This is a genomic window from Arthrobacter sp. USHLN218 (genome assembly GCF_037144715.1).
GTDB lineage: Bacteria > Actinomycetota > Actinomycetes > Actinomycetales > Micrococcaceae > Crystallibacter.
Genome location: NZ_JBBCYT010000007.1, coordinates 158,578 through 180,254 on the forward strand (window position 1 = coordinate 158,578; position 21,677 = coordinate 180,254).

Sequence of the window (21,677 nt, forward strand, 5' to 3'; positions counted from 1 at the left end):
CGTTCAGCCCTCCAAGATGATGCTCAGGGCGTGCGGCTTCCGTCCCGTGCCGGGGGTGAGCTCGGCCCTCCATTTCTCCGTCGCGGCCTTGAGCAGCGCCGCGGGGGTCGCCGGAGCCTTGCCGCGCCGGGTCAAAAGGTGCCGGGCGAGTTCTCCGCGGGTGTGCTTGGCGAAGTGGGAGACGACGGTGCGCTTGCCGGCGCGCTCCTGGAAGACGTTGACCGCCACCGTGCTCTCCGCCGGAGGCGCCCACGCGGCGGCATAGCTGCTCGAGCGGCAGTCGACGACCAGCTGCCCGTCGGCGCGGTCGTCCAGGGCGGCAGGCAGGTGCTTCTTCCAGTAGCTGGCGAGCTTGCCGGTCTCCGGGAGCCCCACGGACATCGACAGCCGGTAGGCCGGAATGCGGTCGGCGAAGCCAATCGCACCCCAGAGCGCGGAGATAACGACGACGGCGGCGTCCGCCTTGCGTTTCTGCGCGGCGGTCATGCTGGCGTAGCCGAGGGCGTCGTACAGGACCCCCGAGTAGACCGTGTGCGCCGGCGCCGACGGTTCGGCCTCCAGGCGCCTGTTGCGCTCCACTTCTTCGGCCAGCGAGGCGCCCACGCCCAGGAGCGCCAGGGCTTCCGGATGGGAACTCGCGCTGGCCAGGGCGGCAAGCACTTCCTGGCGCGGACCGTTCAGTTCGGCAAAGCTCAACTCGGCGAGTTCGAACGGATGGCCCGTCGCAGCGGCCGTCTTTCCTTCGGAGGGCGGGAGCAGAATCAGCACCATAAGAGCTTACAGACCTGCAATGCGACCACGGGTCCGGCCCTGCACTGATGACGGGCCGGGACGCGGCCGGCTGTATTGTGGGAGAAGGACAGGTTGGCCGGGCGATCGCGTTGGCTGCCCACGGGCAGCTGCCGAGGAAAGTCCGGGCTCCGCAGGGCAGGGTGGTGGGTAACGCCCACTCGGGGAAACCCGCAGGCAAGTGCCACAGAAAACAGACCGCCAGGGCCGCTTCCGCGGCGCCTGGTAAGGGTGAAACGGCGGTGTAAGAGACCACCAGTGTCCCGGGTGACCGGGGCAGCTAGGTAAACCCCACCCGGAGCAAGGCCAGACAGGGCACGTTCGAGGGCCGCCCGCCCGAGTGCCCGGGTAGGCCGCTTGAGGGCACCGGCAACGGTGCTCCTAGATGGATGATCGCTACCCTGCACGGGGGAACCGGTGCAGGTGACAGAACCCGGCTCACAGGCCAACCTGTCCCACTTTGTGCGGCCGCTGTGAGTGACTTCACACGTAACCGATTCGTGGGTGTGACCGGATTCCCTAAAATGGAATTGGGCAACACCCAAACAGCACTGAGCCAGCCGAGGCGACTGTGTGTTCTGCGCGAAGTGGATTCGACTTCGCTGCGGGGTTTCGCCGCGGAATTCGCGGCGGGTACAACCGGGATCGAGGAAGACCCCGGCTGATGTAGGAAGGTAACTCTGTGAACCAGAAGTCTGAAGCGGCCCTGGATACGTGGATCAACCGCGAAGCGCTCGCTGAAACGATGATTCCGCTGATTGGCCGTTTGTACCGCGAAAACAATGTGGTCACGTCGATCCATGGCCGCAGCCTGATCAACCAGTCCGTCGTGGGCATCCTGAAGGCCCACCGCTTCGCCCGGCAGATCGACGAGGTGGAGCTGCCGCTGGAAGAAACCTTCCCCGTGCTGCAGGCTCTGACCGAACTCGAGCTTGGCGCAGGCTCGGTTGACCTGGCTCGCCTGCTGGGCAAGTTCAAGGACGAAGGCGCAGGCCGCGACCTCAAGGAGTTCCTGCGCGGGGAACTCTCCGGGATCGTGGGCAAGCGCGGCGAAGACACCCGCACCAGCACCGACGTCGTGCTGTACGGCTTCGGCCGCATCGGCCGCCTGCTCGCCCGGATCCTGGTCGGGCACTCCGGCGGCGGTCACGGCCTGCGGCTGCGCGCCGTGGTGGTCCGCAAGGGCAGCGAGAACGACCTGGTCAAGCGCGCCAGCCTGCTGCGCCGCGACTCGGTCCACGGACCGTTCGAGGGCACCATCTCGGTGGACGAGGAAGCCAACACCATCCTCGCCAACGGCACCCTGATCCAGTTCATCTACTCCAACGATCCGTCGACGGTGGACTACACCCAGTACGGCATCGAGGACGCCATCGTCGTCGACAACACGGGCAAGTGGCGCGATGAGGCCGGGCTGTCCCAGCACCTGCAGTGCCCCGGCGTGTCACGCGTTGTGCTCACGGCCCCGGGCAAGGGCAACCTGAAGAACATCGTCCACGGCGTGAACCACAAGGACATCACCGCCGAGGACAAGATCGTCTCGGCCGCATCCTGCACGACCAACGCGATCACCCCGGTGCTCAAGGCGCTCAACGACAAGTACGGCATCATCCACGGCCACGTCGAGACCGTGCACTCGTACACCAATGACCAGAACCTGATCGACAACTTCCACAAGGGTTCCCGCCGCGGCCGTTCGGCAGCGCTGAACATGGTGCTGACCGAGACCGGTGCCGCCAAGGCCGTGGCTAAGGCGCTGCCCGAGCTGGAGGGCAAGCTGACCGGCAACGCCATCCGCGTTCCCACCCCGGACGTGTCCATGGCCATCCTGAACCTCAACCTGGAGCAGGAAGCAACCAAGGACGAGCTCAACAGCTACCTGCGCGCGGTGTCGCTGGACTCCGACCTGCACAAGCAGATCGACTACATCGCTTCGCCGGAGGTCGTCTCCACGGACTTCGTCGGGTCGCGCCGCGCCGGCATTGTGGACGGGCTGGCGACCATCGCCAACGGCAAGAACGCCGTGCTCTACGTCTGGTACGACAACGAGTTCGGCTACAGCTGCCAGGTCATCCGCGTCCTCGAGGAAATTGCGGGCGTCCACCCGCAGCAGTTCCCCGTCGTCGCCAACGAGCCGCTCGCCGAGGCGATCGGCTGACCTGACCGCAACTGGTCCGGCTGACAGTGCCGGCCGCGCCCACTGCGGCGCGGCCGGCACTTTCGTCTGCGGCTATGGCTTTTGCCGCAGACGTGTTCCTAGAATGTCCCCATGAGTGAGACAGAGCTGACGCGTTGGGAAAAGGCCCAGGCCAACCACAAGGAAGCCGTCCGCCTGCTGGAGGACGCCAAGGCTGCGTTTGCCCGGGGCGAAGTCCAGCAGAAGCGCGTGGACGAGCTCACCAGGCTCAAGGACATCGCCACCGAGGATTACCTGCGGTGCGAGAAGGAGCACCGCTCCGGCTTCACGGACTACTGACGGCGGCCGGACCCGGCCGGCACGAATCTCAGTGGCCGAACGGATCCGGATCCACGCCGGGCATCCACGTCTGCCCGGGGATGCCCCAGCCGGCATTCTTGATGTGTTTGCGTGCCCGTTTGCCCCAGCGGCCGTCGAGGCGGTCGATATAGAGCTTGCCGTCCAGATGGTCGTATTCGTGCTGCATGACCCGTGCGAACCATCCGGTGGCCTCGAAGTCCAGCGGGTTCCCGTGCTCGTCGAAGCCGCGGACGCGTACCCACTCCGCACGCTTGAGCGGATAGGACAGCCCGGGCACCGACAGGCAGCCTTCGACTTCGTCGTCCGGATCCGGCTCGGCGCCGGACACCTTGCCGAGCGTGACCGAAGGGTTGACGACGACGCCGCGTTCCGGAACGCCGTCGTCGTTCGCGTACTGGTAGGTGTAGAGGCGGAGGCCGACGCCGATCTGCGGTGCGGCGAGCCCAACACCGTGGGCCTCGTCCATCGTCTCGTACATGTCCCGGACGAGTTCGCGCAGTTCGTCGTTGAAGTCCTCCACGAGGGCTGCGCGGCGGTGCAGGACCGGCTCCCCGGTGATGGTGACGGGACGGATCGTCATGCTTCTCCTCATGTGGCACGGCCGGAAAAAGCGAAGAGCCGCCTGGAGATGTTCCATGCGGCTCTTGCTGAGTCGGCGTGGACGCCAACCCTAAATGGGGTGAGTAACGGGGATTGAACCCGCGACCTCCTGGACCACAACCAGGCGCTCTGCCAGCTGAGCTATACCCACCATATGCCTCTTTGTTCCTCCCGGCAGACTCCACTCTAGCGGTTCCTGCCGGTCTTCAACCACAAAAGGCAACGCAGATTAGTCTACATGCCCGGCGGGGTGGTTTCGGCCAATTCGGGCGGTTTCGGCCCGAATCCGGCTAAATGTGTCCCACCTAACATCGGCGCTATTCCACGGCGGAGGCGGAGACGGACGAGGCGATCTGCTTGGCTGCCGCCGAGTCGGGGCCGGGGGAGGGGACGAAGACGGCCTGCCGGTAGTAGCGCAGTTCGTTGATCGAATCCTTGATGTCGCCCAACGCCCGGTGTCCGCCGCTCTTGGCAGGAGCCTGGAAGTAGGCCCGCGTGAACCAGCGGCGGGAGAGCTCCTTGATCGTGGAGACATCGATGATGCGGTAGTGCAGGTGCTCGATGACGCGCGGCATGTCACGGGCGAGGAAGTTGCGGTCGGTGCCTACGGAGTTGCCGGCGAGCTGGGCCTTGCGCGGTTCGGGGACCCATTTGGTGATGTACTCCATCACGCGGTCTTCCGCCTCGCTCATTGAAACGCCCGACGGGAGCTCGTCCAGCAGTTTCGACGTGGTGTGCATCTGGCGGACGAAATCGCCCATCTGCGCCAACGCCTCCTCGGTCGGCTTGACGATGACGTCGACGCCTTCGCCGAGGACGTTGAGTTCCGAGTCGGTGACGAGGACGGCTACTTCGATCAGGGCGTCCTTGTCGAGGTCGAGCCCGGTCATTTCGCAATCTATCCAGACAATATGTTCATTAGAGATAGGCACCGCTCCAATGTACCGCGTCGGCCCCCTGGCCAGACGGTTCGGGCGGCCCTCGCGGCGGGCCTTGCCGGTGTGGTGACGGGTCCGAATGCTAGAATTCGCTGTTAGGCACCCCCGCGGCACCAGCCCGCGGCCGCCTCCTTGCCCGCCGTTCCCGGGGAATGCCGCCGCGCGGCGTGGCAACCGGCCCAGCAGTGTGCCGCGACTGACCTGACCGCCCGGATGGATTGGATATGGCGAGACCATGACAGCGAGGATGCCCGCTGCTGAAGCGACCGGCTCCGCCAAGGAGCGCGAAGGGGGCGGGCAGTCGGCGCGAAGCATCATCGAAGGCACCATAGGCTCCTTCCTGATGTTCTTCGGCTCCCTCGGGGTCGGCTGGCTGGCCTCGATTTCGGAACTGCGCCGCTGGCCGCTGCTGATCTGGCTACGCGTGGAGCCGGCCGGCGTCGTCCTCTCCGTGGTCCTGCTGGCACTCGGCGGCATGCTTCTGGTCCGTTCCTGGCTGCGCCTCGGCCAGCGCTTCACGGTGTGGGGCAAGGAGTCCCGCAGGGCGACCTACACCGCGATCATCGCCTGGGGGATCCCGCTGGCGTTCAGCATCCCGCTGTTCAGCCGGGACGTGTATGCCTACATCGCCCAGGGCAAGGTGATGGTCAACAACCTGAACCCTTACGTGGACGGGTACGACCAGCTCTCCAATTACCTGCAGACCGGGGCCGACGACCTTTGGGCGCAGAGCCCCACGCCCTACGGGCCGGTCTTCCTGTGGATGGAGGAGTTCGTTGTCTGGCTGACCGGCGGCCATCCCGAGTTCTCCATCATCCTGTTCCGCATCATTGCCCTGGCCGGGGCCGCCATGTGCGTCTACTACGGGCCGAAGCTGGCGGAACTGCATGGCATCAACCCGAACCGCGCGCTCTGGCTGGCCTGTGCCAATCCGCTCTTCCTGACCACCTTCATTGCCAGCGTGCACAATGACGCCCTGATGCTGGGGCTGGCCCTCGGCGGCCTGTACCTGGCCGCGGTGGGGAAGCCGCTGCGGGGCATCCTGCTCGTCACGCTGTCCGTCGGCATCAAGCCGATCACGCTGATCTTCCTGCCGTTCCTCGGGCTCCTCTGGGCCGGCAAGGGCGCCAGCTGGCCGCGCAAGTTCTTCTACTGGGCCGTGACCGCGGCCCTGTCGCTGGGACTCCTTGGCGTCCTCGGCGTCATCAACGGGTTCGGGTTCGGCTGGGTCTCCGCCTTGAGCACCCCCGGAAGCATCTGGATCTGGTACGCCCCGATCGGCCTCCTCGGCGCGGCCCTGGGCGGCATGTTCGATGCCTTCTCCCTGGACGGGGAGACGGTGACCTGGCTGGTACACAAGATGGGCACGGCACTGTCCATCGCCGTCGTACTGTGGATGATGTTCCGCGGCCGGCACGAACTGATTGTGCGCCGCCTGGCGGTGGCCATGGCGGCGGTGGTGTTGCTGGCGCCCATCATCCAGGCCTGGTACGTGGTTTGGCTGCTTCCGCTGTTCGCGGCGACAGGCATCCGCAATGACTGGCAGGTGCGGACCGTGTACTCCGTCACATCTTTCCTGATGGTCTATGCCATAGCGGACCAGCTGGACATCTTCCCGTACATCGCGATCGACCTGAACGCGGCGCGGCTGCTGGCTGCGTTCGTGGCCGTTGCTTTCGCGGTCTACCTGATCTTTTTCGACCCCAGGACGCGCAAGCTGTTCCGGAAGGAATACAGGGACGCGGCCGACGACAGGCTGTTCTGAGCCGCGATAGGGCTGGCCGCCAGGCGGCCGCCCCGCCGGCAACGGCAGCAGAGAGTGGAGATACTGAAGCAATGACGACCGAACCCGAAGAAGTAATCGCCGCCGATTTCGACGTCACCGAGTGGGACCCCGAGCCCTACGAGGTGGAGGGCTCGAATTCGGAACTGAGCAGGGTCCGGGTGACCAAGCTTTTTGACGGTTTGATCACAGGAACCAGCCGCGCGGAACTGCTGATGGCAGGCAATGGCCGGGGGGCCGGCTACGTGGGCTCGGAGGTGTTCACGGGTACCGTCGACGGCAGGTCCGGCTCCATGATCATCCAGCACTGGGGCCTCGCGGAGGGGGAAGTGGCAGTCAGCGACGGCCACATCATCCCCGGGTCCGGCACCGGGGAGCTCAAGGGAATTGTGGGTAAGGCGACCTACTCGCAGGACGCGGCCGGGCAGCACAGCCTCCAGCTGCGCATCTACTTCCGGACTGAGACGCCGACCGAGCTGCCCGGCTGATCCTCTAAACTCAGTACGTTACAAACCGATTGCTGTAAGGAAACACACCTGGCATGAGCCTTGTCGACTATGCGAAACGGAATCGACTCCACCGAGTCGGTGCCCGGCCGTCGCTGCACCGCTATCTAGCCGATGCCTGGAGCCGCCGCGACTTCGCCATCGCCATGGCCAGGTACAAGATCGAAGCAGCGAACCAGCGCAACCGGCTGGGCATGCTGTGGATCTTCATCAAGCCCACGCTCAATGCCCTGATGTACGGCCTGATCTTCGGCGTCCTGCAGGGAGCGAGCCGTCCGGAGAACTTCCCGATGTACGTGGTGATCGGGGTGTTCCTGTTCGAGTACTTTTCGACCTCGATGAACAACGGCGCCAAGTCGATCACCGGCAACGGGGCGCTGGTGCAGTCCCTGGCCTTCCCAAGGATCACCCTGCCGCTGTCCACCGTCATCCAGCAGCTGATGACCCTGGTACCGATGCTCGGCGTCATGGTGGTCTACATTCTCATCCTCGGCGCACCGATCCGGGCGGAATGGCTGCTGATGATCCCGCTGGTGGCGATCTTCACGGTGTTCAACCTTGGCGTGGCCCTCATCGGTGCGCGGCTGACCGTGCATATCCGCGACCTGACGCAGCTGCTGCCGCTCGTCACGAGGATCCTCTTCTACACCTCGGGCGTGCTCTTCGCCATTGACCGCATCCTGGCGCCCTACCCTTGGGCGGTGGCCCTCTTCGATTTCCACCCGCTGCACGAAGTGCTGTCGATCGCCCGCGGGCTGCTGATGCCGGGTGGCGAGTTTAATCCGATCTACTGGCTGTATTTCTCGGTGTGGGCCCTCGGGGTCTTCGTCGCCGGGGTCCTGTTCTTCTGGGCAGCCGAGGAGCGCTATGGCCGAGTCGACTAAAACCGGAGAAGAAGTGCTCAAGGAAACCGCAGCGGACGGGCGGAAGCCGGTCGTCGTCGTCGACAGCCTGCACGTGAAATACCAGGTGCACGCGGGCGGACGCCCGGTCAAGGGCACAGGCCGCGCGCTGCTCAAGCGTGCGGGCCGCGGCATCAGGACGGTGCACGCGCTGAAGGGCGTCTCCTTCACGGCCTACGAAAACGAATCGATCGGCGTCATCGGCTCCAACGGCTCCGGCAAGTCCACGCTGATGCGTGCGCTGGTAGGGCTGACGCCGCCGAGCGACGGCGCCGTCTACGCCTCGTCCCGGCCCAACCTGCTCGGCGTGGGCGCGGCCCTGATCCCCGAGCTGTCGGGGGAGAAGAACATCCAGCTGGGCGGGCTTGCCCTCGGGTTCTCCAAGCAGGAGATCGGCCAGCTGCGGGACGACATCGTCGAGTTCGCCGAGCTCGAGGACTTCATCGACCTTCCGATGCGCACCTACTCGTCAGGGATGCAGGCGCGGCTGAAGTTCGCCATCGCCGCCTCCAAGCAGCACGAGATCCTCATCGTGGACGAAGCCCTGGCCGTAGGTGACCAGCGGTTCCGCCAGCGCAGCGAAGCCAGGATCCGGGAGATCCGCGAGAACGCGGGCACCGTCTTCCTCGTCTCGCACTCCATGAAGTCCGTCCTCGACACCTGCAGCCGGGTGATCTGGATCAACAAGGGCGAACTCATGATGGACGGCGATCCGAAGGAAGTCGTCGACGCGTACAAGGAAACCAAGAAGTAGTGCCCGACTCACCCACCCTGTCGCGCATCATCCAGCACCCCGGCGTCTCCTACGTCATGCCGATCCTCAATGAGGCCGAGCACATTGAAGCCGCCGTGCGCAGCATCCTCGACCAGGACTACGCCGGCGAGAAGGAGATCGTGCTCGCCCTCGGGCCGTCCACCGATGCCACCAACGACGTGGTCGCGCGGATGGCGGCGGAGGAGCCTCGGCTGCACACGGTCGACAACCCCACTGGACGCACGCCGGCCGGGCTGAACCTGGCCATCCGAGCCTCGCAGTATCCCGTGGTGGTCCGCGTCGACGCGCACACCGAACTGGAGCCCGGCTACACCGAGCGGGGGGTGGCCACCCTGCTGCGCACCGGGGCGGCGGACGTGGGCGGTCTGATGGACGCCCAGGGCAGGACGCCCTTCCAGCGGGCCGTCGCCACGGCGTACGTCTCGCCGCTGGGCCTTGGCGGCGCGGCCTACCACAGCGGCGCGCCGGAGGGCCCGGCGGAATCCGCCTACCTGGGCATTTTCCGGCGCGAGGCCCTCGACGCGGTCGGCCATTTCGAGGAGACCCTCTGGCGCGGCCAGGACTGGGACATGTGCCTCAGGCTCCGGCAGGCGGGCTACGCCGTGTGGTTCGACCCGGAGCTGAAGGTCACGTACTGGCCGCGCTCCACCTGGACCAAGATGGTCCGGCAGTTCTATGCCGCCGGGATCTGGCGCGCCGAGCTGGCGCGGCGCCACAAGGAAGGCAAGTCCGTCCGCCACTTCCTGCCGCCGCTGCTCGTCATCGCGCTGGCCGCAGGACTGGCCGCGGACGTCCTGCTGGCCGCCGGTGCCGCCGCGGCCTGGCCTGCCTGGCTGGCCGTGCTGCTCCTGCTGGCGGGCCTGGTTCCCGTGCTGTACGCGCTTGGAATCGTCTATGCCGCCGTGACCATCAAGGCGGACCTCACCCTGTCCGAGCGGCTGCGGTTGCTGGCCGTCCTGCCCGGGATCCACGTCAGCTGGGGTCTGGGCTACCTGCGGGGCAGGGTCTTCGGCGCGCACGGCACGGTGGACACGAGCAGGAGGAAATCATGACCGGCCCGAGCCGTCCGGCCCGCCCCACGCTGGAGCAGCTGCGCGAAGTGGCGCAGCCTCCGGAGGTGCGCAGCCGCAAGAACGCCGAGCACTGGACCGCGGAGCTGTACCTGCGGCACATCTCGATCTACCTGACCAGCGTCCTCGTCCGCACGGGCATTTCCGCCAACGGTGTCACCGGCCTGATGATCCTCTCCGGCTGGGCGATCTCGGCCGCCCTGCTGATCCCCGGCATCTGGGGCCCGCTGCTGGCGGTCTTCTTTTCCCAGCTGCAGCTCTACTTCGACTGCAGCGACGGCGAGGTGGCGCGGTGGCGCGGGACCCAGAGCCCGAAGGGGATCTTCCTCGACAAGATCGGCCACTACACCACCGAGGGGCTGATTCCCCTGGCGCTGGCCCTGCGGATCGTCCTCGACCTCGGCCTGCTCGACGCGGATCAGGCGTCCGCATACCTGCATCTGTTCCTCGGCGCCGTGCTGGCGCTGCTGATCGTGCTCAATAAGGCGCAGAACGAGATGGTCCACGCATCGCGTGCCCTGGCGGGACTGGAAAAGCTGCCGGACACGGCGGAGGCCAAGGCGGTTCCGTCCGACTCGTTCGTGGGCAGGCTGCGCCGGCTGGCCCGGTTCCTGCCGTTCCACCGCGTCCTGCATTCCGTCGAAATGAGCCTGCTGATCCTCGCCGCCTCGATCGTTTCGCTCGTGGCGGGCCAGGCCGAACTCGGCGAGCAGTGGCTCCTGTACGTCCTCGTGCCCGGTGCCCTGTTCGTAAACCTCGGCCACTTCGTGGCCATTATGGCCTCGCCCAGGCTGCGGAAGTGAGGCGGCTGCATCATGGCTGACACAGCGGAAAGCACGACGGCGGAAGGCGCCTCGCGGACGAAGGCGACGTTCGGCGTCGTTATCCTCACGCAGGGAACGCGCCCGGAGGACCTGCAGCGGGGGTTCCGGTCGCTACAGGCGCAGCGCGACGTCGACCTCGACGTCGTCGTTGTCGGCAACGGCTGGCGGCCCGAGGGCCTCCCGGACGGCTTCAAGGCACTGCATCTCGAGGAGAACCTCGGCATCCCCGCCGGCCGCAACGCCGGTGTGCCTGTGGTCTCCGGCGAGTTCCTGTTCTTCCTGGACGACGACGCGTGGCTGCCGGAGGAAGACTTCCTTGCCTCGTGTGCACGACTGTTCCGCGAGCAGCCCGACATCGGCATGATCCAGCCCCGGATCGAGGACCCGGCGGACCCGAACGCGCCGCAGCGCTGGATTCCCCGGCTGCGCAAGGGCGACAACCGCGACTCGAGCAACGTCTTCTCGGTGGTCGAAATGGCCATCGCCATGCGCCGCGATGTCTTCGAGAAGACGGGCGGCTGGCCGTCGAGCTTCTGGTACGCGCACGAGGGCATCGAATTCGCGTGGCGAGTCTGGGACACGGGCTTCCGGACCTGGTATGCCGGCGGGCTGCGGGCCGGGCACCCGGTGATCGACCCGCGGCGGCACGAGGAATTCTTCCGCCTCAACGCCCGCAACCGCGTCTGGCTGGCCCGCCGCAACCTGCACTGGCCGTTCAGCTGGGCCTACGTCGGCTCCTGGACGCTCCTCCAGCTCGCGCGTTCGCGCCGGCAGCCGCAGCAGCTCAAGCCCTGGTTCGCCGGCTGGCGCTCGGGCTGGACCCAGGACCCCTGGGCCCCAGGAGAAGCCAGGCGCAAACTCAGGTGGTCGACCATCTTCAGAATGGGCGCCGCCGGCCGCTGGCCCGTGGTCTAAGCGCGCCTCGCCTGTCCTGCGCGGGCCTATGGCTGAACTGCCCTAGACTGAACAAGAGGTAAATTCCAGCTGAAGAAAAGGTCTGTGGTAGCACGTGGGCAAGACGGTCCTCACTTACGGAACATTCGACCTGTTCCACATCGGACACCTGAACATCCTGAAGCGGCTGAGCTCCCTGGGGGACCGGCTGATTGTCGGAGTATCCACGGACGAGTTCAACGCACTCAAGGGCAAGAAGCCCGTTGTCCCCTTCGACCAGCGGATCGAGATCGTGCGGTCGATCCGCTACGTCGATGAAGCCATCCCGGAAGACCGGTGGGAACAAAAGCGCGAAGACATCGCCAAGTACGGCGTGGATGTCTTCGGGATCGGCGAGGATTGGAAAGGGAAGTTCGACGATCTGGGCGACAGCGTCGAGGTGGTCTACCTGCCCCGTACCTCCGGCATCTCCACGACGGAAATGAAGCGTGTGCTCAGCGCGTTCGACGAGCGGCACGTAGAGGAACTCAAGCGGACTCTGGACAGCATCAGCCAGATCGTCAAGGAACTTAGCTGACCTTCCCGGGCGCCGGCGGGAACAGCGTCCGCGGCTCCACGACGACCGCCGTCATCATCCTGACCGGCTTCCAGCTGGCCACGATGCAGAATGCGAGCGAGCCGGCGATAAAGGCCACCGTGCGCAGCGTCGGCTGACCCGCCTCGACCAGGGCGGTGGAACCCACCACGGTCAACAGCGGGAGATGCAGCAGGTACGGGTACATGGTGTGGCGGCCGGCTTCGGCAACGGACGATCCCAGCCGAGAGGGGGCGTTGGGACGGCCCGGGAGGGCCAGCATGAACGCTGCCGCCATGAGGGTGCCGGAGGTCAGCGCGAGCAGGCGCCAGCCGGTCCCCTCGAGCGCCGACATTTCCATTGCTTCGTAGCCGACGTTCCCTAGGAAGGGCTCGCGGTTGAAGTTTCCACCCAGCAGCAGGGTCAGCAAGGCGCCCCCTGCCAGTACGGCGACGCCACCGACGCGGAACCGGACATCCCCGCGCCACTGGGAAATCCGGTCCACCAGCCAGGGGCCCAGCAGGAACATCGGCAGGAAATACAGGATGCGGGACAGTGACAGGAATCCGTCGATGTTCGAGCTAAGGCCCGCTGCCACGGCCAGCAGGACCGCGATCGGAACGGCAAAGCGCAGTCCCCGGAACCACGGCACGATCAGGCGCCAGCCGGCCAATGCCACCAGGAACCACAGACCGAAGGTCTGGGAGGTGAAGGACCAGCTGGGCTTGTCATCCTCGAAGAAGTAGCCGAAGCCGAAGGCGATCAGCTGGAACAGGATGTACGGCACGAGGAGCTGCCAGAAGATCTTGGTCAGCCCTGTCCCATCGGCCTGGGCGCGGCGGGCACCCCAGCCGGCGAGCATCACGAAGACCGGAATGTGGAAGATGTAGACGTAGTTCGACACCACCAGGGCCAGGCCGCTGCTCCCGCGCAGCAAGCCCACCGCGTGCCCGGCCACAACCAGGACGATCGCGGCCCAGCGGGCCTGGTCGATCCACGTCTGGCGGACGCGGGCCGGGGCGGGCGTCGCGCTCTCGGGCTGAAACCTGGCCGTCATAGGCGGCGCCACTCTTCGGCGAACGGGGCGTAGGCCGAGCTCCACGGTTTCCGTCCGTCCCGCCAGTTGACGAGCCTGGCATCATCTCCGTCGCCAAGCAGCGGCGAGTAATTCCACCTCGGATCCAGCGGGGTCCGTGCGGCTCCCAGGACGGCGTTCAGCGCCTCTCCGAAGTCCATCTTGTAGTTCACCAGGAGGCTGACGACGCTCCGGGCGACGCCGGAAGAACGCGCGGCTTCCAGGTCCATGACCAGGACCGATGCGTCGAACACACGGAAATCGAACGGGTGCAGGGCATGGGTCACTGCCACCATTTCCATCGCCTTCGCGTGGTCTGCGCGGTGCCGGATGGAAATGGACCGGAGCAGCCGGAAGCCGCTCTGATAGCCCTTGCGGTGCTCATCGCGTGCCGCGACGACCTGACCGTCGAGCTCCGCCCGCAGCAGGTCCGCGATGTCGGACCGCAGCATCACGGCGTCGTTGATGTAGACGGCGCGCCTACTGCCGGCCAGGATCTCCGGGACCAGGGCCAGCAGCACGTTCCGTCGCTGCTGTGCGGACACCGAGCCGAACCCGCCGCTGAGTTCCGCCCCGGATAGCCAATGCACGCTGAGCGAGGGTGAGGGCAGTCGTAGGCCGCTTTTCACGTCCTCCGGGATGTCGTGATCCGGTACCCAGAGCCTGACTTCGGCCGTGGTTGCGGTTGCGATGGAGTTGACCAGTCGCTGCAGGTGCCCGGCCCCTCCGGGCCGCAGATCGATGACGACGTCGACAGCCCCGCCGCCCGAAGCGACCGGGGAGGCGGCGCTCCGGGCCATGAGGCTGATGTCTTCAACGGTCGGCTCGGCCGCAGGCTTCATGGCCAGGAAGCGATCGGCTTCAGCCATCGCGGGCGCACAAACCTCCGCCCACTCTGCGTACACGACGTCCTCGGAGGCACCGCCCGCGATCAGGGGAACGATTGCGGCGAGCTTGTCCAGGATGCCCTGCCGGATCCTGTCGAAATCCTGCGGGGTAGTACCGATGAGCCCGGCGAAGCGGACATCGGACGGGTTCTTAGGAAGGAATTCGACTTCGCAGCCGACAGACCGGGCTGGAAGGAAACAATGCAGCCGGGAGGTCGAAATGTACCGGTAGCGCTCGTGGTAATTGCCCACCCATTCGACGGCGGTGCCAAGCTTGTCGGTGAACGACATCTCGCGCATGCTTCGCTGCGTTTGCAGCAGGACGTCTCCTTCACCGGTCTTGGGAGCATCCACGAACGCCGTTGCCGTGCGGTCGTCGCCGCCGTCGCGGCGGAAGACGGTGTCCACCGTCGTCGTCATGCAGCCCGAGAAGAAGGCAGGAACACCCGCTGCGCGCAGCAGCGCCACGGTCTGCCAGTCCCGGCAACCGACCGGGCTGTACTTCTTCAGGTAGTCAATCGCTTCGGGTGTCAGCATGTCCGGCTTGTTGACGTGGAACGAGACAAAGATTGGCCGGATGTTGGGGTGGAACGGGAAGTTGAACGTCTGGCCGAAGGTGTGGTGCATGTACCACCCGAAGGCGAAGGCCCAGGTGTTCTCGGGTATGTCCTGCAGCGTGCTGGCGTCCCGGAACGTCTCGACTACGCCCACAGTCGCCTCCGCGGTATCCAGCCGGCGCTCGTCCTTGACGCGGGAACGGGCGCCCTCCAGGAACTGCACGAGGTCCGGATCGCCTACGAACTCGAGGTTGCTGTGCCGGACCAGGTGCCCGATGGAGGACAGGGTCTGGATGTAGTCACCGACGTTCCGCGACCACGCATCGGGCTGCTGGTAGCTGAGCAGGCCAAAGTTCACCGCAGTCTGCGGCTTCTCCAACGGTCTCCGGCGCGAGCCTTCCGGAAACCAGGTCTGCAGACGTTCCAGTTCGCGGTGCTGGAGACGCGTCAGGGCATGCACCGGCCTACCCAGTCCGTGGGCGGCAAGGAGCCTCGCCGCGTCCAGCTGGTTCCTCGCGAAAGCCATCCCGGCAACGGACAGCACGGCAGCCGCCGGCCAGTCTGCGTGCCCTTGGTTGGCCAGGAGCCGCTCAAGGGTTTCAGCGGCCTCGTCAGGCGCCTGGCCGAACGCCGCGGCGAAGTATTCCGCCGGGCACAGGTTGACGATGCGGTCATCGTCGATGCCGCGGAACTCGCGCCAGGCCAGGTCCGTGCCGGAGATCACCAGCAGGGCCATGCCCCGCACACTCCGCACGATATTGACCGGAGACCCGGATGCACGCAGGCTGTGGCCGGCGGAGAGCACGGTTTGTGCCTCCCCGGCGGCAATGGCGGAGCGTGCTTCGCCGATGATCGTCGGGGCCAGCGAGCCGCCGCCAGCGACAATATTGATGATTGACGGCGTTTCAGGCTTCCGTTCGGCGGACACTGCGGGGGCGCTGGCCGCGGGTACGCGGGCAGGTTTGCGCGGGGCAATGGTTTCGCCGGCAATGCCGGCAACGGTGGGGAGGACCGCCTTCGCCACAGGTTTGAGGGATTTCCGTAGGTTGCGCTTTCCTTCACGCAACGTACGGCCGGGCAGGGCAAAAAGATCAGTCAAGACGTGGTTCCTTGCGGCAGGTCGGGGAAACATCAGATGACATCTTACTGAATTCGCGACGCCTGCGGTCCGATCGGCACAGGAGTGCACGGTGACGATAAGGTTGGTGCCGAACCGCGCGTGCGTAACATCATCTATTTCACCTATGGGGGAGTACCTTTGCCAGCTGCATCGTCTGGAGGATTCGAATTGACGAAGACCGGCATCAACGCCTCGGGTGAGCTGACCTTGAGGGGTACGGCTCAACCGGCCAAATTCGATTTGGAAGCGGCAGCATTCCTTATTGTCGGCAGGAAGACTCAGTCGGAGACGGAATACCCGGCTCGATGGGCCGGGAAGGGTCGGCAGCTGGAGGTTTCCGGCCGGATTCCACTGAAGGCACTCGAGATCGCCGGCGACACGCTGGCCGACGTATATTTCATCAGCCGCGGTTCCGGCCAGGAGACACGGACCCGGGTCGCATGGGACCGGGGGGCGGCGCGCTGGCTACCTTACCCGACCAAGTTGGGCAATTTGAGCCTGAAGAGGAAGGACGCATGAGCGGCGTGCAGGAAACCGGGAAGGCGCGGCTTCCGGACATGAAGTATTTCATGGTGCTGTGGGGCATTGCAGAGAACTTCGGAGGAATGACCACCATGAGCCTGCACCGGGCAGGGGCCTTCGCTGAGGCGGGCCGGTCGGCCGGCGTCCTGACCTTCGACACCAAGCCCAGCTACGCGTCAACCGTCGAGCGGCTCCGCAGCCAGGGAAAGCTCTCCCACGACACCGAGGTCCTCAACGTCTTCCAGTATTACCGTGCAGCAGCCGCCAGCGAGGTCGTCGGCCCCAAGCCCGTCCCCGTCCCCGTCGACGAGGGCGAGCGGGGTCTTCCGGAAGTGGTGCTTGATCCGGAGGGGAACGTTTACTCGCGGGCATTCCTCCGGCCCGACGGCACCACAGTGGCGGCACGGCACTTCTATCGACCCGACGGAACCGTGTTCCTGCGCGACGAGACACCTCACACACAGGACGGCGCGAGCAAGGGGCGTTTCCTGACGCTGACCGACGAAACCGGCACTGCAAGGGCGCAGTGGCGACGGGCAGGGGACTTCTACCGCTTCTGGATGACGGAGCTGGCCGGGGGACAACCGACCGCCTTAGTCGTCGACAGCTCCTTCGCCGGTCCGGTCGTGGCACCTATCGACGAGCCCAACATCATCAAACTCATGGTGCTCCACAACAGCCACATTGGCGGTGGCGGAGATCCTTTCCTCGGCAAGCTGGCCACAGGCCAGAAACCGATCCATGAGAACAGCCTGGCCTGGGACGGACTGGTCTTTTTGACTCGGAAGCAGCGCCAGGACTACGAGGCCCGTTTCGGAAAGTCCACGAATCTCTTTACGGTGTCCAACCCCAAACCGCGGAGCGAGGAGCTGCCGGATTTTGCGGCGCGGATGCCAAACCGTGGAGTCATGGTGTGCCGGCTTGAGGCCCAGAAAAACGTTCCGCACGCCATCGAGGTCATGGCCCGGGTGCATCAGCAGCGGCCGCTGGTCCGTCTGGACATTTATGGAACGGGTTCGCTCCGTGACGAGCTGCAGGCCAAGATCGACGTGCTTGGGCTGCAGGACGCCGTCCGCTTGCATGGCCACACACCCAACGCAGCGGCCCAGTTCGAGACCGCGCGGTTTTCGCTGCTGACCAGCCGCAACGAAGGCCAGCCGCTCTCCCTGATGGAGAGCCTCGGCCGCGGCTGCCCGCCGGTCGCCTACGACATCCGCTACGGCCCCAGCGACGTGATCGAGGATGGCGTTAACGGATTCCTCGTTTCTGCAAGGGACGTGGCAGCCGCAGCTGAACGCGTCATTCGGCTCTGCGACGACGACGATCTGGCGCACCGGCTGGGCGCCGCCGCCTGGGAGCGGAGCGAGAGATTCTCAAACGAGGCAGTCCTGGAGCAGTGGTCCCGGACGATCGGTACCGCATGGGCCCAGCGCCTGGAGCGGCTGGCCCTGACCAATCTGGGCTTCCGGCTCAAGGAACTCTTTTACACCGCGGCGGGCGGCCTGGGTATCGCAGGCGATATCACCTGGGCGCAGCAGTCCGGGCCGGCCGCGGAGGAAATTCTAGGGGCGAACCTGGTGATCGGACGACGCTCCGGCGGGGCGCCGGCGTTCTATCCCGCCGAGGTCGAGGCACGAGGACCGGGCCTCCTCGGCATCAAGGCAGAGGTGACCGCGGACCAGATCGCCCGCGATGTGCCCGAAGACAACAACGAGCTGGACATCTTCCTGCAAGTGAAGGGGAACAACGTGCTGAAATCATTCCGCGTCGGGTTTCCCGGACCAGGGCCGTCCTGGAGACCGTACGCCACGGCTCATGGCTCGCTGAGCCTGAAACTCGTTTAGGGGCAGCGGCCCGCCCGGAGACGGGCAACCGGCTCCGGGCGGCTAAACCCTAGCTCTTCAGCGCGTCCGCGATCGGACGCTCCAGGTACGGCGCGAGCGTCTTGGCATAGGTCGCCGTTATATGCGAACCGTCGGAATACGTCACGACGGACCCGACAGCGCCCTCACAGGTTCCGTCGGGGCAGAAGTAGCTGTCCAGGTCCACTGTTTCGATCCGCGGAGAATCCAGGTCCCTGGCCGCGGTATACAGGGGGTCCATCCAATGCCACTCCCGCGGGGTGCCGCTGCAAGCGCCGGCATCGCCCTCATTCTCGGCCAGGCAATCCGGGATTGAGCTGATTTCGTTCCCGGGATAAGGCGGGTCCTTGATGACGAGGACGTTGGTGCCGGCCTTGTCCCATTCGGCCAGATACGACAGGTACCCGTCGACTGCGGGATTTTCGGTCGTCTTCCAGGACTCGCCCTGCACCGGTACCGACTGCCGCTCGGAGGTGATCACCAGGTCGTACTGGCCGCCCGTTGTCTGGTCGAGGACCCAGTCCCCGTACTTGAGGCAGTTGTCGGTCTTCTCCTGGGTGTCGAACTTCAGCGGAACGTTCGTCGGGTTGCAGCGTGACACCAGGTATGTCGAGATGGTCCAGTCGTTCTTCTCCGCCAGGATCTGCAGCGCCGGCAGCCAATGGCCCGCGTGCGAATTGCCTACCAGCGCAACCTGCGTCTCGCCGTCGCCGTATTTGCACACGGGACGGTCAGTGAATGGTGAGTTGGACCAGCACTGGTCCTCGTAGGCGTCCGCGCGGTCCTCCTTGGCCAGGGCGGGATCCGGGACCAAGGGAGCGTCGGGGTCTGGTACACACTCGTCGAAGCCCTTGGCGATTGCGGCAGCGCCTAAACACGGATCGTTGCTGGTTTCCGCCGCGGCCAGCTGCTGCTGCGCCTGCTGCGTGCGGAAACCGACTTCGGCCAGTTGGAGCCCGCCGGCGGCGACGAGGATTGCCATTCCGGCGGCGGCGAATCGGTAGGTCGGGATCAGTCCCTGGGCCGCCCGCGTGAAGCGGAAGCGGTCCTCGACGAAAGTCTTGCTGAGTGCGGCCAGGACCAAGGTCGCGGCGATGATGGCCAGCTTGTCCACCCAACCCAGGTCCCCGCCGGTGGCGTAGGGGAGCAGCACGATCAGGGGCCAATGCCAGAGGTAGACGGAGTACGACACACCGCCCAGCCACTGGACCGGACGGGCCGCGAACATGGTGGTCGGCGACATCCGGTGCCCGGATGCCGCCAGGATCACCAGGGCCGTACCGAGCACCGGCAGCGCGGCCGCATAGCCCGGGAACGGCGTCGCATCCGTATAGGTCAGGCCTGCGATGACGATGGCGCCCGCCCCTATCCAGGAGAGGGCGGCGTTGGCCGCGGGGTTGATCCGGGTGGCCGCCAGCGGAGCCAGCGTCGCGACGAGGCCACCGGCCGCCAGTTCCCACATTCGCGTGGGAGTGATGAAGTAGGCGCTACCCGGTTCGGCCGCCGTGGCGTAGACGGAGAAGGCAAGCGAAGCGGCAAAGACCGTTCCGATGGCGGCCCGCACCAGGCCCATCGGATTCCGCCGGGCCCGGCCGGCGGCCCTGAAGACGCCAAGGATGATGACCGGCCAAAGCAGGTAGAACTGTTCCTCGACTGACAAGGACCAGAAATGCTGGGTGGGGGTCGGCTCGTTTTCCGCCGCCAGATAGTCAACCGAACTGCCGGCGAGGACCCAGTTCTGCACGTAGAGGGCGGAGGCGATGACTTCTTTGGCGATGCCTTCCCACAGGGTCGGCGGCGCGACCAGGCGGGCGGCCGCCGCGGTGGCCGCCAGTACGACGAAGGCGGCCGGCAGCAGGCGCCGGATCCGTCGGCCGTAGAAATGCGCCAGGTCCTTGGCTGTCCGCGGCGGCTTGTTGATCAGATGGGAGGTGATCAGGAACCCCGAAATCACGAAGAAGACGTCCACGCCGACATATCCACCGGTGAGCCGTTCGGGCCACAGATGATAGATGACCACCAGGCCCACGGCGATGGCGCGCAGGCCCTGGATGTCGGCGCGGAAACCTGTCTTCCCGCTGCCCGCTTTGGACTGTTCGGCTGAAATTAGACGCCTCCTGTCGGCACTTTCCTGGGACCCCCGACTCCGTTAGCCCGCTATTCTACAGGCCAGCCTCTGCCAAGGCCCTTTCGAAGGCGCTGATAAAGCGCCGCGTGCTGGCGAAGGGTGAGGTGTCGCCGAAGATCCGCCGGACCAGGTCCGATTGTTCCCGGCTGACAGGAGCGGCCTCGAGATCGTGCAGGACCTGCACGATGTTGCCGCTGTCGCCGGTGTCCAGAAGGGGCACGACGCCGGCAATCCCGTTCCGGTCGACGGCGGCCCCGGGGTCGGCCGGCATCGTGACCAATAGCGGCTTGCCCCGCGGCAGCCAATCCATCGCCATCGCGGAGATATCGCAGACGCAGACGTCCGCTTCCGACATGGATTCGGCGAAGTCCGGGCGGTCATCTACGTAGTGTCCCGCCTCGGGCTCCGTCTTGGCGGCCGCCTTGATCATGGCGCTGATCCTCTCGACGGCCTGGCCGTGCGCCGGGAGCCGCGTTCCGCTCCGGGGATGGGGGCGGAAGATCAGGCGGTACTCGCCGCTGGCCAGGATGGCCTCGACCAGCGCCGGCCCGTGGGAAACGAGGGAGCCGTAAGCCATGGCCGGGCGGTCGCCTTCCCACGTGGGGGCGTAGAGGACGGTTGCGCGCCGCGTCGTGCCGGCCTTCCCCACGCGGTCGCCTCCGGTGGTGCCCTGGCTCCCGCCGGTGCCGTCCAGGGAGTCGTCCAGTTGCGGCCGGCCGACCTCGACCAGGCTCCCGGGCCGCAGATGCCTGACCGCGGCCTCGATCCTGCGCCGCGATGCCTCGCCGGCGATGAAGCAGTGGTCGTAGGCCTTCAACTGGTTGGAGGCCATGGAGATCTTGTCGCTCTCGCCGTGGCTCAGGTGGATGTGGATCGGCGACGTAAGCCGCAGGACCGTGAAGTTCGCCTGGTTGTTGTTGACGTAGAAGACCACCCTGACGCCGTGGGCCTGGATGAATTCCTCGACTTGCGCGATGCCCGTAGCCAGATGGACGGGCAGCGGCGCATCCTTCAAGAGCGCGCCGGCCGTGGAGGGCCGGTGGCATAGCACTGCCACGGGGTGTGTCCGAGCGAGCCTGGACATCGGACCGAACCACTGCCGTACCTGGTACGCGCTGGCGACGTCGTCCGCGAAGTAGACCACGGCGTCGTACCCTTGGCCGGTAGCAGGGGCGGCCGATGCCAGCTGCTGCCGCACCCTGCGTTCCAGCAGGAGATTGGAGGCATGGTCGGAAAGGACTTTCAGAGCACGTCGGAACTGCTCGATGCGCGGCACGGGGAACTCCTGTCGGGAGGGCTAGCGGTGCCTTACAGCCTAACGAACCGTGCCGGCCCGCCGTCGTTCAGCCTCCACACTCCCGGTCAGGGGGGCAT

The 21,677-nt window shown here is 66.1% G+C and carries 19 protein-coding genes, 1 tRNA gene and 1 other RNA gene; 13 read left to right on the forward strand and 8 right to left on the reverse strand.

Annotated elements, in window-relative coordinates:
- Nucleotides 1-3: 3 nt before the first annotated feature.
- Complete coding sequence (locus tag WFH44_RS16420; protein ID WP_336715016.1) at nt 4-768, reverse strand: YaaA family protein; 765 nt, start codon at nt 766-768, stop codon at nt 4-6.
- A gap of 92 nt (nt 769-860) precedes the next feature.
- Between WFH44_RS16420 and rnpB the strand changes: the two genes are divergently transcribed.
- The 3 genes from rnpB (at nt 861) to WFH44_RS16435 (ending at nt 3,265) form a co-directional block, all read left to right on the forward strand.
- Nucleotides 861-1,246, forward strand: an RNA gene (rnpB, locus tag WFH44_RS16425) — RNase P RNA component class A.
- Nucleotides 1,247-1,471: 225 nt separating this feature from the next.
- Nucleotides 1,472-2,947 carry a glyceraldehyde-3-phosphate dehydrogenase gene (locus tag WFH44_RS16430; RefSeq protein WP_336715017.1) on the forward strand — a complete coding sequence of 492 codons (1,476 nt, stop codon included), beginning with the start codon at nt 1,472-1,474 and terminating at the stop codon, nt 2,945-2,947.
- Between the two features lie 111 nt (nt 2,948-3,058).
- Nucleotides 3,059-3,265, forward strand: coding sequence for a hypothetical protein (locus WFH44_RS16435; protein ID WP_336715019.1), 207 nt, complete (start codon nt 3,059-3,061; stop codon nt 3,263-3,265).
- A 28-nt stretch (nt 3,266-3,293) separates the two neighbouring features.
- On the opposite strand, the gene def is transcribed toward WFH44_RS16435, so the two are convergent.
- From def to orn, 3 genes are all read right to left on the reverse strand, one after another.
- Nucleotides 3,294-3,866, reverse strand: a complete 573-nt coding sequence (def, locus tag WFH44_RS16440; protein ID WP_336715021.1) for a peptide deformylase — start codon at nt 3,864-3,866, stop codon at nt 3,294-3,296.
- 95 nt (nt 3,867-3,961) lie between these two features.
- A tRNA-His gene (locus tag WFH44_RS16445) sits at nt 3,962-4,037 on the reverse strand.
- A 166-nt stretch (nt 4,038-4,203) separates the two neighbouring features.
- Entirely contained in the window at nt 4,204-4,818 is a 615-nt protein-coding gene (gene orn, locus WFH44_RS16450; protein ID WP_336715023.1) for an oligoribonuclease, read from the reverse strand.
- 241 nt (nt 4,819-5,059) lie between these two features.
- Between orn and mptB the strand changes: the two genes are divergently transcribed.
- The 8 genes from mptB to WFH44_RS16490 all read left to right on the forward strand — a co-directional run bounded on the left by mptB (nt 5,060) and on the right by WFH44_RS16490 (nt 12,155).
- The gene (gene mptB, locus WFH44_RS16455; RefSeq protein WP_336715025.1) at nt 5,060-6,589 is read left to right on the forward strand and encodes a polyprenol phosphomannose-dependent alpha 1,6 mannosyltransferase MptB; all 1,530 of its coding nucleotides are present in this window, start codon (nt 5,060-5,062) and stop codon (nt 6,587-6,589) included.
- Between the two features lie 71 nt (nt 6,590-6,660).
- Nucleotides 6,661-7,095, forward strand: coding sequence for a DUF3224 domain-containing protein (locus WFH44_RS16460; protein ID WP_336715026.1), 435 nt, complete (start codon nt 6,661-6,663; stop codon nt 7,093-7,095).
- A gap of 53 nt (nt 7,096-7,148) precedes the next feature.
- Nucleotides 7,149-7,997: an ABC transporter permease gene (locus WFH44_RS16465; protein ID WP_336715028.1), complete on the forward strand. Its 849-nt coding sequence runs from the start codon at nt 7,149-7,151 to the stop codon at nt 7,995-7,997.
- Complete coding sequence (locus tag WFH44_RS16470) at nt 7,981-8,769, forward strand: ABC transporter ATP-binding protein (protein ID WP_336715030.1); 789 nt, start codon at nt 7,981-7,983, stop codon at nt 8,767-8,769. Before WFH44_RS16465 ends, WFH44_RS16470 begins: the two co-directional genes overlap by 17 nt.
- Entirely contained in the window at nt 8,769-9,842 is a 1,074-nt protein-coding gene (locus WFH44_RS16475; RefSeq protein ID WP_336715032.1) for a glycosyltransferase family 2 protein, read from the forward strand. Before WFH44_RS16470 ends, WFH44_RS16475 begins: the two co-directional genes overlap by 1 nt.
- Nucleotides 9,839-10,663, forward strand: a complete 825-nt coding sequence (locus WFH44_RS16480) for a CDP-alcohol phosphatidyltransferase family protein (RefSeq protein ID WP_336715034.1) — start codon at nt 9,839-9,841, stop codon at nt 10,661-10,663. The genes WFH44_RS16475 and WFH44_RS16480 overlap by 4 nt, the downstream gene beginning before the upstream one ends.
- Nucleotides 10,664-10,675: 12 nt before the next feature.
- Nucleotides 10,676-11,599, forward strand: a complete 924-nt coding sequence (locus WFH44_RS16485) for a glycosyltransferase family 2 protein (protein WP_336715036.1) — start codon at nt 10,676-10,678, stop codon at nt 11,597-11,599.
- A gap of 94 nt (nt 11,600-11,693) precedes the next feature.
- Nucleotides 11,694-12,155, forward strand: coding sequence for an adenylyltransferase/cytidyltransferase family protein (locus WFH44_RS16490; protein WP_264796644.1), 462 nt, complete (start codon nt 11,694-11,696; stop codon nt 12,153-12,155).
- On the opposite strand, the gene WFH44_RS16495 is transcribed toward WFH44_RS16490, so the two are convergent.
- The gene (locus WFH44_RS16495; protein WP_336715038.1) at nt 12,148-13,209 is read right to left on the reverse strand and encodes an acyltransferase family protein; all 1,062 of its coding nucleotides are present in this window, start codon (nt 13,207-13,209) and stop codon (nt 12,148-12,150) included. The two genes, WFH44_RS16490 and WFH44_RS16495, sit on opposite strands and share 8 nt — an antisense overlap.
- Nucleotides 13,206-15,770 (reverse strand): hypothetical protein, encoded by a 2,565-nt coding sequence (locus tag WFH44_RS16500; RefSeq protein ID WP_336715040.1) that lies wholly within the window; start codon nt 15,768-15,770, stop codon nt 13,206-13,208. The genes WFH44_RS16495 and WFH44_RS16500 overlap by 4 nt, the downstream gene beginning before the upstream one ends.
- A 120-nt stretch (nt 15,771-15,890) precedes the next feature.
- On the opposite strand from WFH44_RS16500, the gene WFH44_RS16505 reads away from it, so the two are divergent.
- Entirely contained in the window at nt 15,891-16,310 is a 420-nt protein-coding gene (locus WFH44_RS16505; protein ID WP_336715042.1) for a hypothetical protein, read from the forward strand.
- A complete protein-coding gene (locus WFH44_RS16510; RefSeq protein WP_336715044.1) occupies nt 16,307-18,157 on the forward strand; it encodes a glycosyltransferase in 1,851 nt (616 codons plus the stop codon). Before WFH44_RS16505 ends, WFH44_RS16510 begins: the two co-directional genes overlap by 4 nt.
- A 49-nt stretch (nt 18,158-18,206) precedes the next feature.
- Here the strand turns inward: WFH44_RS16510 and WFH44_RS16515 are convergent, their stop codons facing one another.
- Both WFH44_RS16515 and WFH44_RS16520 read right to left on the reverse strand, forming a co-directional pair.
- Nucleotides 18,207-20,282: an acyltransferase family protein gene (locus WFH44_RS16515; RefSeq protein WP_336715217.1), complete on the reverse strand. Its 2,076-nt coding sequence runs from the start codon at nt 20,280-20,282 to the stop codon at nt 18,207-18,209.
- Nucleotides 20,283-20,337: 55 nt separating this feature from the next.
- Nucleotides 20,338-21,579, reverse strand: coding sequence for a CDP-glycerol glycerophosphotransferase family protein (locus WFH44_RS16520; RefSeq protein ID WP_336715046.1), 1,242 nt, complete (start codon nt 21,577-21,579; stop codon nt 20,338-20,340).
- Between the last annotated feature and the right edge of the window lie 98 nt (nt 21,580-21,677).

What these genes read in the sequence shown, in the direction of transcription:
- mptB (WP_336715025.1), top strand. Translation starts at nt 5,060, where the DNA reads ATGACAGCGAGGATGCCCGCTGCTGAAGCGACCGGCTCCGCCAAGGAG.
- WFH44_RS16480 (WP_336715034.1), top strand. Translation starts at nt 9,839, where the DNA reads ATGACCGGCCCGAGCCGTCCGGCCCGCCCCACGCTGGAGCAGCTGCGC.
- WFH44_RS16465 (WP_336715028.1), top strand. Translation starts at nt 7,149, where the DNA reads ATGAGCCTTGTCGACTATGCGAAACGGAATCGACTCCACCGAGTCGGT.
- WFH44_RS16435 (WP_336715019.1), top strand. Translation starts at nt 3,059, where the DNA reads ATGAGTGAGACAGAGCTGACGCGTTGGGAAAAGGCCCAGGCCAACCAC.
- WFH44_RS16495 (WP_336715038.1), bottom strand. Translation starts at nt 13,209, where the DNA reads ATGACGGCCAGGTTTCAGCCCGAGAGCGCGACGCCCGCCCCGGCCCGC.
- WFH44_RS16470 (WP_336715030.1), top strand. Translation starts at nt 7,981, where the DNA reads ATGGCCGAGTCGACTAAAACCGGAGAAGAAGTGCTCAAGGAAACCGCA.
- WFH44_RS16485 (WP_336715036.1), top strand. Translation starts at nt 10,676, where the DNA reads ATGGCTGACACAGCGGAAAGCACGACGGCGGAAGGCGCCTCGCGGACG.
- def (WP_336715021.1), bottom strand. Translation starts at nt 3,866, where the DNA reads ATGACGATCCGTCCCGTCACCATCACCGGGGAGCCGGTCCTGCACCGC.
- WFH44_RS16510 (WP_336715044.1), top strand. Translation starts at nt 16,307, where the DNA reads ATGAGCGGCGTGCAGGAAACCGGGAAGGCGCGGCTTCCGGACATGAAG.
- WFH44_RS16460 (WP_336715026.1), top strand. Translation starts at nt 6,661, where the DNA reads ATGACGACCGAACCCGAAGAAGTAATCGCCGCCGATTTCGACGTCACC.